Genomic DNA, 15,234 nt, shown 5'->3' on the forward strand with positions numbered 1-15,234 from the left:
AAGTAATTATTATATTTACGGCATGCAAATTCCAAAGGGTAAAAAAATATATTTTGCTTCAGACAACCACCTTGGTGCACCCACTCTCGAAGCTTCACGCCCTCGTGAAAAGAAATTTGTTGCCTGGTTAGATGAAATAAAACAGGATGCCGCAGCTATTTTTCTACTAGGCGATATGTTTGATTTTTGGATGGAATATAAGCGCGTTGTACCCAAAGGTTTTACAAGGACTCTTGGTAAGCTTGCAGAAATAAGTGATTCTGGAATTCCTATTTACTATTTTGTTGGAAATCATGATTTATGGATGAATGGCTATTTTGAGGAAGAACTAAACATTCCCGTTTACCACAAACCTCAAGAATTTACATTTAATAAGAAATCTTTTTTTATTGGTCATGGCGATGGCTTAGGCCCCGGAGATAAAGGCTATAAACGCATGAAAAAAGTATTTACAAACCCATTTTGTAAATGGCTATTTCGTTGGTTACATCCAGATTTAGGAGTACGAATGGCTCAACACCTATCAGTTAAAAATAAGCTTATCTCTGGTGATGATGACGCCAAGTTTTTGGGAGAAGACAACGAATGGCTGGTACAGTATTGTAAACGAAAGCTAAAAGATAAACATCGTGATTACTTTGTATTTGGACATAGGCACTTACCTTTAAATATTGACCTCAATGCACATTCTAAATATATTAACCTGGGTGATTGGATTCAGTATTTTACATTTGGAGTTTTCGATGGAGAAACCATGGAACTAAAGGAATACAAAAAATAAGAACTAGCCATCTTTTAGTTTAACTTCCATATCTTCCGTTAAGTCTAAATTTCTTAAAACCGTATTTTTCTTTCCAATTACCAACACCGTTAATAAAGTCATACATCCACCAAAGACAACACCAGTAACTGGGCCCATAATTTTGGCGGCTAAACCACTTTCAAAAGCACCCAATTCATTAGACGAGCCAACAAACATGGAATTAACTGAAGAGACTCGTCCGCGCATATCGTCTGGGGTTTTAAGCTGAAGAATAGTTTGACGAATAATCATAGAAATACCATCGGCAGCACCACTTATAAACAACATTAAAACACTCAACCAAAATAGCGAAGACAATCCAAAACCAATAATACTAATTCCAAAAATAAATACAGATACCAACAACTTTTTTCCTGTATTCTTACTTATGGGAATATATGTTGTGATAAACATGGTTAAAATACTTCCTAAAGATATAGATGCGTTTAAAACACCAAATCCTTCACTCCCAACCTTTAAAACATCTTGCGCAAATACCGATAAAATAGTAACCGTTCCGCCAAACAAAACCGCAATCATATCTAACGTTAAAGCTCCAAGAATGGCTTTATTATGAAACACAAACTTGACCCCAGCTTTTAAACTGTCTTTAACAGGTTCCCCTATTTTTTTATTTAGAATAGGTTTCTTTTTAATTTGAAATGTTATAACAAATGAAATAGCCACTAATACAAATACCAAGCACAACGTTTTATCTACCCCCATCCAACCAATAGAAAAACCACCAAAAAGCGCTCCTAAAACCGCTGCTGTTTTCCAGGTACTTGTGCTCCAAGTAGCCGCATTGGGGTAAATGTTTTTAGGAACAAGAAGCGCTACTAACGAAAATATGGTTGGCCCAAAAAATGAACGCAAGAACCCACCAAAAAACACCAATGCATAAATCCCATATAAAATAGATTTTGTAGACCAATTAGCAACTAACTTAGGCCATGTTAAAAGGAAAAGCCCCAAACTAATTAATGAAAATAGCGCAATACAGGTTGCAAAAAGGTTTCGCTTTTCTCGTTGATCTACAATATGACCTGCAAACAAAGCCATAGAAAATGCAGGAATAATTTCCATAAGCCCAATAATACCTAGAGACAATGGGTCTTTTGTTAAGCTATATACCTGCCATTCAATAACAATAAACTGCATAGACCAACCAAAAACCAGCAGTAACCTAACCAGCAAAAAAATGTTAAATTCCTTTATTCTCAGCGCTGCATAAGGGTCTGTTTTGACCATAAACTTGTTGTTTAACTTACTTTTGCCTTTTAATGTCTCTAAGTTTTAACTGCAAACTTATATTACCTTGCCATTCGTTTTCATCAACAGAATATACCGCTTTAAAAGGCTTCCCCTCAGAAATTAGGTCATATTTATCACCCATACTAAAACCAATACAAACAAATCGTGCAGTACTATTGGGTTGAATTGCCGTGAGTCTTAAATGAGTTTTATCTTCTCCAACACATTTTCCATAACCTGTATCTCTTAAGTATTCAGTCATAAACACAGGTGTCATGTTACTTGGTCCAAAAGGCGCAAATTGCTTTAAAATTCTGTAGAATTTAGGGGTAATTTGACTAAGCTCGATTTGTGAGTCAATTTTAATTTCAGGAGTCAATAAGTTTCTATCAATTGTTTTTGCTACTTCATTTTCAAAAGCCTGTTTAAAGGCTTCATAATTCCCCTCTAAAAGTGTTAATCCTGCCGCGTATTTGTGTCCTCCAAATTGTTCAATGTGTTCCTTACAGGCATCCAATGCATTATACACATCAAAACCTCTAACAGACCTTGCAGAAGCCGCCAATTTATTACCACTTTTAGTAAACACCAAGGTTGGTCTATAATAGGTTTCTGTTAACCTTGAAGCCACAATACCAATAACACCTTTGTGCCAAGATTCATGATAAACCACTGTAGTAAAACGGTTTTGCTCTTTTTTATCTTCAATTTGCTGAAGGGCTTCTTCTGTAATTTTTTTATCTGTTTCACGTCGGTCTAAATTATACTCATTAATTTCGCGAGCATAATTGGCTGCCATTTTAGGTTCTTCCTCTGTTAATAGAGAAACTGCATAATTACCGTGTTTCATGCGTCCTGCAGCATTAATCCTAGGAGCTACTATAAAAACGACATCGGTAATCGTAAATTCGGTCTTTTCAACCTGATCTAGAATAGCTTTTATTCCTGGTCTTGGGTTTGAATTTATAACAATTAAACCAAAATAGGCCAGCACCCTATTCTCACCATCAATTGGTACAATATCGGCCCCTACGGCTGTAGCCACTAAATCTAAATACGGCAATAAATCTTCTACAGTTTTACCATCCTTTAATGCCAAGGCCTGAATAAGTTTAAACCCCACACCACAGCCGCAAAGTTCTTTATATGGGTAATTACAATCTTCTTGTTTTGGATCTAGAACCGCTGCTGCATTGGGAATAACATCATCTGGCCTATGGTGGTCGCAAATAACAAAATCAATGCCTTGTTTTTTGGCATAATCTACCTTTTCCACAGATTTAATGCCACAATCTAAAGCAATAATGAGTGTAAAATCATTCTCGAGCGCAAAGTTTATTCCCTTATATGAAATGCCATACCCTTCGTCGTATCTATTGGGAATATAGGTGTAAACAAGACCATGTTTAGTTTTTAAGTAAGAAGACATTAAGGCGACCGAAGTGGTACCATCCACATCATAATCCCCATAAACCAAAATGTTTTCGTTGTTTTTAATAGCTTTTTCAATACGAGCCACAGCCTTATCCATATCTTTCATTAAGAATGGATCATGTAAATCTTTTAAACTAGGTCTGAAAAACTTTTTGGCGGCCTCGTAATCTTCAATACCCCTCTGCACCAAAAGTGATGCTGTAATGGCATCGACTTGAAGTGTCTTTTGCAAAGATTCTACTTTATCTTGTTGAGGTTTTGGTTTTAAGGTCCAACGCATTTGTGAGAGAAAAAATTGGATTAATCGGCAATAGCAACTTAATTTTTATGAAAATGTGTTTGAATATCTAATTCTGCAAACTGACGAAACATTTCCATAACACCGCAGTATTTTTCTACAGATAAATCAACTGCTCTTTGTAATTTCTTTTCATTTAATTTATTTCCATAAAAATGAAAATGCATTGCTACTTTATCATAATATTTGGGATGTTCTTCTGTAAGATTTGCATCAATTTCAATTGTGAAATCCTCAACATCTAGTTTCATTTTTTTTATAAGGGCAGCCACATCCAACCCGGAACAGCCAGCTAATCCCGATAGCATAAGTGCCTTAGGACGATAGCCTTCTCCTTTACCGCCATTCTCTTCTCCTGCGTCAATAAACAAGTTATGCCCTGATGGATTTGTGCTTTCAAATCGCATGTTTCCTAACCACTTTGTGGTAATCTGGTTTCCCATTTTCTAAACTATTTTTTGTTTCTTGTATGTCTCAAAAATACTACTAAAAAAATAAACAATGCCTTTAGTAACACCATTATCCGCAGAACACGATTTAGAGACTAAAAAATTAGCTGAATTCTTTAATGAAACTTTAGGGTTTTGCCCAAATTCCGTACTTACCATGCAACGCAGACCTGCTATTAGTAAAGCCTTTATTAATTTAAACAAAGCAGTTATGGCCAATGACGGACGAGTAACTTCGGCATTAAAACGTATGATTGCATGGGTAAGTAGTAACGCTACTGGGTGCCGATATTGTCAGGCCCATGCTATTCGAGCTGCAGAACGCTATGGTGCAGAACAAGAGCAGTTAGATAATATTTGGGAGTATAAAACGCACCCAGCTTTTAATGAGGCCGAACGTGCTGCCTTAGATTTTAGTTTAGCAGCCTCTCAAATACCAAATGCCGTTGATGAAACCATTAAAAAACGACTATACGACTATTGGGATGAAGGGGAAATTGTAGAAATGTTAGGAGTAATTTCTTTATTTGGGTATTTAAATCGTTGGAATGATAGTATGGGTACCTCTATTGAAAAAGGGGCCGTAGAAAGCGGGGAACAATATTTAGGGAAACATGGTTGGGAGAAGGGGAAACATGATTAAATGTTTTATCATTGCGAAGTAAATTTATAATTTACTGTGGCAATCTCATAATACAACAACAGATTACTACAGTCGTTCCTTCTTCGTAATGACAACTATAAAATAACTCCCTTAACTCGCCTCCTCAACTCTGGCAGCACCTCAACATCAAACCATGGGTTTTTAGTTAACCAAAATCGATTTCTTGGTGATGGATGTGGCAAGGGTAAATATTTTGGTAAGTACTCGTTATAACTTTTAACGGTTTCAGTTAAGGTTTTCTTCGCTTGTTTTTGCAGGTAATATTTTTGAGCATACGTGCCAATTAGAATCACCAATTCAACATGCTTAAGTTCATGAAATAGAGGTTTGTGCCATTGCGGGGCACATTCTGGCCGAGGTGGTAAATCGCCTGTTTTTCCTTTACCAGGATAACAGAACCCCATAGGAATAATAGCAAACTTGGTAACATCGTAAAAATCGTCTACTGATACATCGAGCCACTTACGCAATTGCTTACCACTTGCGTCATCCCAAGGAATACCTGATGTATGCACTTTAGTTCCTGGTGCTTGTCCTATAATTACAATTTTAGAATCTGGATGTGCTGAAACCACGGGACGAGGTCCTAGTGGTAAATATGATTTGCAAATAGTACATTGTTTAATTTCCTCCAGAAGTAATTTCATGTTTAAAAACTATGGAATAACTACTTTTCGGTTAAAGGCTCTTTTTCAAAACTTAAACCTTCAAATCCTGTTTTTATAAAGTTTCTTATATTTTGATGCCCATCGCCATCTGGATCTTGCAAGACATCTTCAAAGTAAAACTGACCAAAACAAGCTAAGGTTTCGTCTTGTGTTAAACCTTGTAATTTGGCAAATGCAAACAATTTGCAAGATCCTGAGTTTTGTCCTTCAGCATTTTCAAAAGTACCGTTTTTAAAAGCTGTTGGTATAAAATTATAGTGTGCTTCGATAACACTCATGGTATCAGAAAACACAATATGTTTAGGGGTTTCTTTTAATTTTTTTCTAAAAACGTCTATCGTCATTATTTTTATTTTAAAATTATTTACTTTTTCCTGCAACCACAATTACGATCTCACCTTTTGGTGATTTGTTTGTATAATATTCTAATACTTCTTTAGCTTTTCCGCGTATGGTTTCTTCAAACATTTTGGTTAATTCTCTAGATACAGAAATACTTCTATCTTCTCCAAAATACTCGCAAAAATGTCCTAATGTTTTTACTAATTTATGCGGACTTTCATAAAAAATCATGGTTCTGGTTTCTTCGGCTAAAAGCAACAATCTGGTTTGGCGTCCTTTTTTAACAGGTAAAAACCCTTCAAACACAAATTTATCGTTAGGCAATCCCGAATTCACTAGTGCAGGCACAAATGCTGTTGCCCCGGGCAGACATTCAACCGCAATATTGTGTTCAATACAAGCACGAGAGAGTAAAAATCCAGGATCGGAAATTGCTGGTGTGCCAGCATCACTTATTAACGCTACCGAAGTTCCCGCTTTTAATTTTTGAATTATACTATCTACCGTTTTATGCTCATTGTGCATATGGTGAGATTGCATGTGCGTTGCAATCTCAAAATGCTTTAAAAGTTTTCCTGAGGTTCGGGTATCTTCGGCTAAAATTAAATCGACCTCATTTAAAACTTCTATAGCTCTAAAAGTGATGTCTTTTAAATTTCCAATGGGAGTGGGGACTATATAGAGTTTACTCATTTAAACTATTTAATTTAATTATGATAAAGATACTGACTTATATAGTTCTTGCCCCTTTAAAGTTAAATAAGGAAAGATAGACTGATAAGTTATTTCTGAATACTGATTAACTGAAGCTCTAGTGATTTTACCCTGTTCTACAATCACTGATGACATCCAGAAATCACTTAAAATTTGAAATCGCTTAAATAGATTATTGTATTCATTTATAAACAAGGGCTGTCTCAATAAACCAGCATCAATCAACATATCAATGGCATTTAAAAACTCTAATTCTCGTTGCTTTATTAGCTTAATATAATGTTGTTTAATTGTTTTATGCTCTCGCATAATTAAAACAAAATCCAATAAGAAAAACTGATACTTATAAAATGTAAACATTATGGTTTTAGAAACACCAAATAAGGCTTCTAAATAATTTTGAGACTGAAAACTATTATTAACAGCTTCATTAATGTTTTCTACCATTTGAAAGTAGAGCGCCTCAACAATATCTTCTCGCCTTTTATAGTGATAGTTTAAATTACCTTGACTAATACCCATTTTATTAGCAATAGTTCTTAAGGTAACCTTAGCCATACCCTGAGAATTAAACAAATCTAAGGCTATTATTAAAATTCTATCTTTAGTATTACTCATGCTATCAAAGATATTAATTTTAGTAATGTTGACCTAATTAATAAAAAATTAGTACATTTGACCTAATCTTAATTTTATATTCATGATTGTAAAAACCGAACAATCTCCAAACACTCAAATTATTAGAAAAGCACTTTCTAGGATCGATTTTTCCGATACGTTTTCAGTTACAAATCATAAAGATTCTTTAGAAACCATAACACATTTAATTTTTGGAACCATGCCCAAATGGGTGATGTTTTTAATGCGTTTGCGCAATACAATAGTTAAACTATTTGGTTTAAAAACCGATATGGAAGAAGACTTTAAACCTCATTATAAATCTGGAGAAAGTATTGGGTTTATTAAAGTATTTAGTGTTGCTAGTAATGAAATTTTATTAGGTGCGGATGATAAACATTTAGACTTTAGAGTAAGCGTTTTCAATTCAGAACAGCATCAACACAACATAAAAGTAACTACCCTAGTAAAATACAATAATCTATTTGGAAAGATTTATATGAATTTAATAAAGCCTTTTCATGTTTTAATTGTAAAGCAAATGGTAAAGCAAGCTTACAAGGTTTAGCTAAACTTATCAGCTATAATGTCCATAAAACGTTCTTCAAACTCCTCTTTGCCAACCCAATTATTATAATCAGGTTTTACTACTTCTTGAATAAACTTAACGGCATTTTCATGAGCTACAAATGTATTTAACTGTGATAATACACGATCGTAATCTTCGCTTTTACCCTCAAACAAATGTTTAATAAATGCTATTTTATCGTTTAAACCAATATTGAGTCCACCAACTTTTAGTTTCTCATTCAAAGATTTCTTCTCATTAGAAATGCCATTTTGGTTTTGAGTGACCGGTTCGAAGACGGGCATATTTTTAAAATCGGCTGTTAGTTCTTCGAAATCATGAGACTGCGCTTTTCCACCTATAACAGCGTCTTCAATGTTAGTTTCTAACGACGACTTAGTTGATTCATCGGGCATATGCTGAAGCATATCCTTAATTTTAGCCATGGTTGAGGTAGTAATTTCTTGACGCCCCGAATCATCCATGTTAATGTAAATTTTATCTTCGACTTCAATATTATCACTTACTTTATTATTAAATGCTTTGCCTAGCATTCCAAAAAATGAGGAATCACTACCAATTTTAGGAAAATCATCCTCGAAATTTTCATAGGCAAACTTTAAAACTGAAATAGTCTCGTAAAGTTGCGACACTTCAGCATGCATTTTTAATACGTCCTCTTTCCCCTTAAGCTTAAGAATTCTTTGTGCTATACTAATAAGTTCTGATTCTAACTTCTTCTTCATTGTTTATAATTTTTAAATTATTGCACTTAAAGGCTTTTGTTTTTTGATAAATTTACGCCACCTTTATACGAATAAATAATTGCTTTGTTTTAGTGTTAAAATTACGAAATGTTTCTTGAAAATACCGTAAATCATAAAGAACAATTTGGATGGATTGAAGTTATCTGTGGTTCCATGTTTTCGGGAAAAACTGAAGAACTTATTAGAAGACTAAAACGTGCCCAAATCGCTAGGCAAAAAGTTGAAATATTTAAACCGTCTATCGATACACGATATAATGAAGATATGGTCGTGTCGCACGACGCTAATGAGATTAGGTCAACCCCAGTGCCAGCAGCCGCTAACATTCCTATTTTAGCAGATGGATGTGATGTGGTTGGTATTGATGAAGCGCAGTTTTTTGACGACGAGATTGTTAGAATTTGTAATGACCTAGCCAATAAAGGTGTACGAGTTATTGTTGCTGGTTTAGATATGGATTTTAAAGGCAACCCTTTTGGCCCCATGCCTAACCTTATGGCTACCGCAGAGTATGTAACCAAAGTACACGCAGTATGCACTAGAACTGGTAATTTAGCTCAATATAGCTACCGAAAAAATAAAAGTGATAACATTGTTTTATTAGGCGAGGAGAGCGAATACGAGCCTTTAAGCAGAGCTGCATATTATAAAGCTATGACGCGGGATAGGGTTAGAAATATGAAGGTAAATGACCCACAAGAGGTTCATAATAAACGTAAAGACTCCAATGCCTAAAGCACTAGAAACGGTGCTTGAAATTGATTTAAAAGCACTTCAACATAATTTTGAATACCTAAAATCAAAACTAGATACTAATATCAAGTTTTTGGCGGTAGTGAAAGCTTTTGGTTATGGCAGTGACTCCTGTGAGATTGCCAAATTTCTTGAGCATTCTGGTGCCGATTATTTTGCAGTAGCCTATACCAATGAAGGTGTTGCTTTACGCGAAGCAGGCATTACCAAACCTATTTTGGTACTTCATCCACAAACCGTAACTTTTAAAGAACTCATAGCTTATAATTTAGAACCTGGACTATATAACTTTAAAATTTTAAACGACTTTATTGAAACCACCACTAAAGTCGGACTGCAAGCATTTCCTATTCATATTAAATTTAACACAGGGCTAAACCGCTTGGGTTTCTCACAAGGCGATGTTAGTTTAATTATAGAAAAAATTCATCAAACTTCAGCAATTTATGTTAAGTCTATCTTTTCGCATTTGGCTGCTAGTGAAGACCTTAATGAAAAGGCGTTCACATTAAATCAGATTACCAGTTTTAAAGAAATAAGGTCATTTTTTAAAATCAATTTAGGCTATTCACCCTTGTTTCACATGTGTAATACATCGGGCATTTTAAACTACCCTGAAGCCCATTTTGATATGGTAAGAAGTGGTATTGGGTTGTATGGTTTTGGAAATTCTGAAATAGAAAACCAGTTCCTAAAACCAATTGGAACACTTAAAACCGTTATCTCTCAAATTCATCATATAGAACACGGCGAGTCTGTGGGCTATAACCGGGCTTTTAAAAGTAATGGAGCCATAAAAACCGCTACTTTACCCATTGGACATGCAGATGGTATTGGCAGACACTACGGCAATGGGAAAGGTTTTGTTACCATTCATGGCAAACAAGCCCCTATTATTGGTAATGTTTGTATGGATATGATTATGGTAAACATTACCGATATAACATGTAACGAAGGCGACGAGGTTATTGTCTTTGGAGAACACCCAACTGCCGAGGATGTAGCCGCCAAAGCAAACACCATCTCTTACGAGCTCATTACCTCTATATCTCAGCGTGTTAAACGACACTTCCTCAAATAGGTTTTAACATATGTTAAAGTTTTTCCTTATTTTTAGAATCAGTAACTAAAAAATCACAATTATGCTAAAAGAATTTAAGGAATTTGCAATGAAAGGTAACTTGGTAGACATAGCCGTTGGCTTTGTTATGGGTGCAGCTTTTAAAGAGGTGGTAACCTCATTTACAGGGGGTATTGTCTCGCCTTTAATCGGACTAATTTTCGATGCAGATTTCAAAGATTTAAAACTAATAATTAAGGAAGGTGTAGCTAATGCCGAAGGCGTTGTTACAGGTGAAGTTTCTGTGCTTTGGGGCGCCTTTTTAACTAACGTTATTGACTTTATCATTGTAGCCTTTGTTATGTTTATGGTTGTAAAAGGGGTTAATAAAATGAAGAAAAAGGAAGAACCAGCACCAGAACCTCCAAAAGGACCAACTCAAGAAGAACTACTTGGTGAAATTAGAGATTTATTAAAAAAATAACTATTTGTTAAATATACAACAAAGTGTTATTTGTTGTTAAAAAGCCCTTGTTTCAAGAAAATGAGGGCTTTTTTTAGATTTTAAAATAGAATTAATACTTAGTTTTGTCCACACAAAAATTATAAAACTTAAAAAAATGAAAGTAGCTGTTGTTGGTGCCACTGGAATGGTTGGAGAAGTGATGTTGAAAGTTCTTGCCGAACGTAATTTTCCTGTGACTGAATTAATCCCAGTTGCATCTGAACGATCTGTTGGAAAAAAAATCACTTATAAAGAACACGATTATAGCGTTGTTGGTTTAGAAACTGCTGTTTCTATGCGCCCAGATATCGCTTTATTTTCGGCTGGAGGAGAAACTTCTTTAGAGTGGGCTCCAAAATTCGCAGAAGCTGGCACAACTGTGGTTGATAATTCTTCAGCATGGAGAATGGATCCTTCTAAAAAATTAGTTGTTCCAGAAATTAACGCAAACGAGCTTACTAAAGACGATAAAATTATAGCAAACCCAAACTGCTCAACCATTCAATTGGTTATGGCATTAGCACCACTTCATGATGCATACAAAATGAAACGTGTTGTGGTATCTACCTACCAGTCTGTTTCTGGAACTGGCGTAAAAGCAGTAAGACAGCTTGAAAATGAAATTGCTGGTGTTGATGGCGAAATGGCCTATCCGTATCCTATTGGTAGAAACGCATTACCTCATTGTGATGTTTTTCAAGATAATGGGTACACTAAAGAAGAAATGAAACTGGCAAAAGAGCCACAAAAGATATTAAACGACAGAACTTTTTCTGTATCGGCTACAGCAGTTAGGATTCCAACTGCTGGGGGACACTCAGAATCTGTTAACGTAGAATTTGAAAACGACTTTGATTTAGCTGATGTTAGAAAACTTCTAAGCCAAACACCTGGTGTGGTAGTTCAAGACAACACAGATACCAACACCTACCCAATGCCAATCTATGCGCATGACAAAGATGAGGTTTTTGTGGGTAGAATTAGAAGAGATGAAACACAACCAAACACACTGAATATGTGGATAGTTGCCGATAACCTTAGAAAAGGCGCTGCAACAAACACCATTCAAATTGCAGAATACTTAATTGAAAATGAATTAGTGTAGATTTTTCAATCTTAGATTATATGATTAAACTCCTGTATTTTACAGGAGTTTTTTTGTTTATTTTTGTTCGATTTCATTATCCATCAATCATTAATAAAATAATAAAAATGTCTTTCATCCTTATAATTATATTTGGGTGTAAAACGATATGCAAAACATTTAGAAAACTCGTATGAATTACCCAACCAATAAAACCGTTGATACCGTAGACACGTATTTTGGTATTAACGTGAAAGACCCTTACAGATGGCTTGAAGATGACAGAAGTAAAGAAACTAAGGCTTGGGTAGAGGTACAAAACAAAGCGACTAATGCGTATTTAGACAAAATTCCTTTTAGAACAGCACTAAAACAACAACTTACAGAATTATGGGACTACGAAAAAATTGGCGCGCCTTTTAAAGAAGGTAACTATACGTATTTCGCAAAAAATGATGGTCTACAAAATCAGAGCGTATACTATCGCAGGCATTTGGATAATACAGAAGAAGTGTTTCTTGACCCTAATACCTTTTCAGAAGATGGAACAATTTCCTTAGGAACTATGAAATTTTCTAAAAATGGTAAGATCTTAGCTTATTCCATATCTGAAGGAGGAAGTGATTGGAGAAAAATTTTAGTTATGAATGCCGAGACTAAAGAAATTATCGAGGACACCATCATAGACGCCAAATTTGGGACGATTTCATGGTACAAAAACGAAGGGTTTTATTACTCGAGCTATGATAAACCCAAAGGAAGCGAGCTTTCGGCTAAAACAGATCAGCATAAAGTATATTATCACAAGCTTGGCACGCCTCAAAGCGAAGATCAGTTAATATACGGAGAAGCCCCCGAAGAAAAGTATCGATACGTAACTGCAATCGTTTCTGAAGATGATAGATATCTTGTGTTGATGCCTAAAATTTCTACTTCTGGAAATAAGTTGTTAATAAAAGACCTAAGTCAAAAAACTAGTTCATTCATTTCTATATTGAGCCACACGGAAAGTGACACCTACCTGCTTGACAATGAAAAAAGTAAATTATATTTAGTAACAAACCTTAATACTCCAAATAAAAAAGTGGTTTCTGTTGATGCTTCAAATCCAACACCAGAAAATTGGATAGATGTCATTCCAGAAACAAAACATGTTTTAACAGCTTCAACAGGGGGTGGTTATATTTATGCCCATTACATGATTGATGCCATTTCAAAAGTTAAACAATATAATTTTGATGGATCACTGGTAAGAGATATAGCCCTGCCAGGCTTAGGTACGGCGAGTGGATTCGGTACCAAAAAAGAAGAAAAAACAGACTACTTTTATTTCACTAATTACAACACGCCATACAGTATTTTTAAATATAATGCGGATTCTGGTGACACTGACTTATTTTGGAAACCCGAAATAAACTTTAACAGCAATGATTTTGAAAGTAACCAAGTATTCTACACGTCAAAAGACGGTACTAAAGTCCCCATGATAATTACTCATAAAAAAGGTCTAAAACTTAACGGTAAAAACCCCACTATACTATATGGATATGGCGGTTTTAATATTAGTTTAACTCCAACTTTTAGCCTTACTAATGCCGTATGGATAAAGCAAGGCGGTATTCTTGCCATCCCTAACCTAAGAGGTGGCGGTGAATATGGCAAAGATTGGCATAAAGCGGGAACCAAAATGCAAAAGCAAAATGTATTTGATGATTTTATAGCTGCAGCTGAGTATTTGATTGATAACAACTATACGTCCTCTGATTATTTAGCCCTAAGAGGAGGTTCTAATGGCGGCTTACTGGTTGGAGCGGTTATGACACAGCGTCCAAGTTTAGCCAAGGTTGCCCTACCTGCGGTTGGTGTATTGGATATGTTAAGGTATCACACCTTTACGTCGGGTGCCGGTTGGGCCTATGACTATGGAACTGCTGAGGACAGTAAAGAGATGTTCGAATACCTTAAAGGATATTCTCCCGTTCATAACGTAAAATCTGGCGTGGCATATCCTGCCACCCTAATTACCACAGGCGACCATGATGATCGTGTGGTACCGGCACACAGTTTTAAATTTGCAGCCGAATTACAAAGTAAGCAAACTGGAAATAACCCAGTATTAATTCGCATAGAAACCGATGCTGGCCATGGAGCTGGAACCCCTGTAAGTAAAACTATTGAGCAATATGCAGATATTTTTGGTTTTACACTTTACAACATGGGATATAAGGTTTTACCCAGTACAATGGAAGAAAAAATAAAAGAATAATTTACCAGCAGAAAGGCACTAAAAAAACAAGCACTTAATTAAGTAACCTGTTATTTTATGCTATTTTTGCGATGCTATGCTTAACGTAAAACAACTTACTTTTTCGTACCAAGAAACGCCCATTTTAAAGCATATTTCCTTTACAGCCGAGAAAGGTGATAACCTTGCTATTATTGGAGAAAGTGGCTCGGGAAAAAGCACCTTGCTTAAATTACTTTATGGTGAATACGACTTAGATGAAGGCGAAATTAATTGGAATGGCAACCCTATTTTAGGTCCAAAATACAATCTTGTTGTAGGCTACGATTTTATGAAATATGTAGCTCAGGAGTTTGATTTAATGCCCCCGCTTTCCGTAGAAGAAAACATTGGGAAATTTCTTTCTAATTTTTATCCTGAAGAAAAAATACGTCGGACTGCTGAACTAATTGAAGTTGTAGAGCTTACGGCTTTTGCAAAAAACAAAGTAAAAACACTTAGTGGCGGACAAAAACAGCGTGTTGCACTTGCAAGAGCCTTGGCTAGAGAGCCTGAAATCATTTTATTGGACGAACCCTTTAGTCATATTGATAATTTCAAGAAGCAAAGCTTAAGACGTAGCGTTTTTAAATACCTTAAAGAAAAAAACATCACCTGTATTGTGGCCACGCATGATAAGAACGATGTTTTAGGCTTTGCCAATAAAATGATCGTTCTCGATAAGCATCAAATTGTAGCTAATGAGGTTCCAGAAATATTATATAAATACCCTAAAACACCTTTAGTAGCCTCTTTTTTTGGAGAGTATAATATTATTGATAATCAATTGGTTTATGCGCATCAGTTAAAAATCACGCAAAACTCTAAACTAAAAGCTGTGGTAACCCAATCCTATTTTAAAGGGAATTATATCTTAATTGAAGCTCGTTATAATCAAACCAAGGTCTTTATTAATCACCATGAGTGTATCAAAAAAGATACGTCCATTTTTATTGAAATTATTAAATAA

At 35.3% G+C, this 15,234-nt stretch carries 17 protein-coding genes; 9 read left to right on the forward strand and 8 right to left on the reverse strand.

Features of this window, described 5'->3' with window-relative positions:
* The first annotated feature begins 22 nt into the window (after window positions 1-22).
* Window positions 23-781, forward strand: a complete 759-nt coding sequence (locus E5D58_RS12480; RefSeq protein WP_136482247.1) for a UDP-2,3-diacylglucosamine diphosphatase — start codon at window positions 23-25, stop codon at window positions 779-781.
* Between the two features lie 3 nt (window positions 782-784).
* On the opposite strand, the gene E5D58_RS12485 is transcribed toward E5D58_RS12480, so the two are convergent.
* From E5D58_RS12485 to E5D58_RS12495, 3 genes are read right to left on the reverse strand one after another with little or no spacing between them, the layout of a single operon-like run.
* On the reverse strand, window positions 785-2,053 hold the full coding sequence (locus E5D58_RS12485; RefSeq protein ID WP_136482249.1) for an MFS transporter: 1,269 nt from the start codon (window positions 2,051-2,053) through the stop codon (window positions 785-787).
* Window positions 2,054-2,069: 16 nt separating this feature from the next.
* Window positions 2,070-3,770 carry a single-stranded-DNA-specific exonuclease RecJ gene (gene recJ / locus E5D58_RS12490; protein WP_136482251.1) on the reverse strand — a complete coding sequence of 567 codons (1,701 nt, stop codon included), beginning with the start codon at window positions 3,768-3,770 and terminating at the stop codon, window positions 2,070-2,072.
* 38 nt (window positions 3,771-3,808) lie between these two features.
* Window positions 3,809-4,231 (reverse strand): OsmC family protein, encoded by a 423-nt coding sequence (locus E5D58_RS12495; protein ID WP_136482253.1) that lies wholly within the window; start codon window positions 4,229-4,231, stop codon window positions 3,809-3,811.
* Window positions 4,232-4,289: 58 nt separating this feature from the next.
* Between E5D58_RS12495 and E5D58_RS12500 the strand changes: the two genes are divergently transcribed.
* A complete protein-coding gene (locus E5D58_RS12500) occupies window positions 4,290-4,880 on the forward strand; it encodes a carboxymuconolactone decarboxylase family protein (protein WP_136482255.1) in 591 nt (196 codons plus the stop codon).
* A gap of 95 nt (window positions 4,881-4,975) precedes the next feature.
* Here E5D58_RS12500 and E5D58_RS12505 read toward each other — a convergent pair whose 3' ends face one another.
* Genes E5D58_RS12505 through E5D58_RS12520 form a run of 4 tightly spaced genes read right to left on the reverse strand, consistent with a single transcriptional unit; the run spans window position 4,976 to window position 7,243 of the window.
* Window positions 4,976-5,548, reverse strand: a complete 573-nt coding sequence (locus tag E5D58_RS12505) for a uracil-DNA glycosylase family protein (RefSeq protein ID WP_136482257.1) — start codon at window positions 5,546-5,548, stop codon at window positions 4,976-4,978.
* A 20-nt stretch (window positions 5,549-5,568) separates the two neighbouring features.
* Entirely contained in the window at window positions 5,569-5,913 is a 345-nt protein-coding gene (locus tag E5D58_RS12510) for a HopJ type III effector protein (protein WP_136482259.1), read from the reverse strand.
* Window positions 5,914-5,929: 16 nt separating this feature from the next.
* Window positions 5,930-6,604, reverse strand: coding sequence for a 16S rRNA (cytidine(1402)-2'-O)-methyltransferase (gene rsmI / locus E5D58_RS12515; RefSeq protein WP_136482261.1), 675 nt, complete (start codon window positions 6,602-6,604; stop codon window positions 5,930-5,932).
* Between the two features lie 18 nt (window positions 6,605-6,622).
* Entirely contained in the window at window positions 6,623-7,243 is a 621-nt protein-coding gene (locus tag E5D58_RS12520; RefSeq protein ID WP_136482263.1) for a TetR/AcrR family transcriptional regulator, read from the reverse strand.
* Between the two features lie 82 nt (window positions 7,244-7,325).
* Between E5D58_RS12520 and E5D58_RS12525 the strand changes: the two genes are divergently transcribed.
* Entirely contained in the window at window positions 7,326-7,811 is a 486-nt protein-coding gene (locus tag E5D58_RS12525) for a DUF2867 domain-containing protein (RefSeq protein ID WP_136482265.1), read from the forward strand.
* On the opposite strand, the gene E5D58_RS12530 is transcribed toward E5D58_RS12525, so the two are convergent.
* Window positions 7,808-8,557 carry a hypothetical protein gene (locus E5D58_RS12530; RefSeq protein WP_136482267.1) on the reverse strand — a complete coding sequence of 250 codons (750 nt, stop codon included), beginning with the start codon at window positions 8,555-8,557 and terminating at the stop codon, window positions 7,808-7,810. The two genes, E5D58_RS12525 and E5D58_RS12530, sit on opposite strands and share 4 nt — an antisense overlap.
* A gap of 108 nt (window positions 8,558-8,665) precedes the next feature.
* On the opposite strand from E5D58_RS12530, the gene E5D58_RS12535 reads away from it, so the two are divergent.
* From E5D58_RS12535 to E5D58_RS12560, 6 genes are all read left to right on the forward strand, one after another.
* Window positions 8,666-9,313, forward strand: coding sequence for a thymidine kinase (locus E5D58_RS12535; protein WP_136482269.1), 648 nt, complete (start codon window positions 8,666-8,668; stop codon window positions 9,311-9,313).
* The gene (alr, locus tag E5D58_RS12540) at window positions 9,306-10,412 is read left to right on the forward strand and encodes an alanine racemase (protein ID WP_136482271.1); all 1,107 of its coding nucleotides are present in this window, start codon (window positions 9,306-9,308) and stop codon (window positions 10,410-10,412) included. The genes E5D58_RS12535 and alr overlap by 8 nt, the downstream gene beginning before the upstream one ends.
* A 61-nt stretch (window positions 10,413-10,473) precedes the next feature.
* Window positions 10,474-10,875 (forward strand): large-conductance mechanosensitive channel protein MscL, encoded by a 402-nt coding sequence (gene mscL, locus E5D58_RS12545; RefSeq protein WP_136482273.1) that lies wholly within the window; start codon window positions 10,474-10,476, stop codon window positions 10,873-10,875.
* A gap of 136 nt (window positions 10,876-11,011) precedes the next feature.
* Window positions 11,012-12,001, forward strand: coding sequence for an aspartate-semialdehyde dehydrogenase (locus E5D58_RS12550; protein WP_136482275.1), 990 nt, complete (start codon window positions 11,012-11,014; stop codon window positions 11,999-12,001).
* Window positions 12,002-12,173: 172 nt separating this feature from the next.
* Entirely contained in the window at window positions 12,174-14,246 is a 2,073-nt protein-coding gene (locus E5D58_RS12555; protein WP_136482276.1) for a prolyl oligopeptidase family serine peptidase, read from the forward strand.
* 76 nt (window positions 14,247-14,322) lie between these two features.
* Complete coding sequence (locus tag E5D58_RS12560; RefSeq protein ID WP_136482278.1) at window positions 14,323-15,234, forward strand: ABC transporter ATP-binding protein; 912 nt, start codon at window positions 14,323-14,325, stop codon at window positions 15,232-15,234.

The sequence above is a fragment of the Cognatitamlana onchidii genome (assembly GCF_004804355.1).
In the GTDB taxonomy this organism is placed as follows: domain Bacteria; phylum Bacteroidota; class Bacteroidia; order Flavobacteriales; family Flavobacteriaceae; genus Cognatitamlana; species Cognatitamlana onchidii.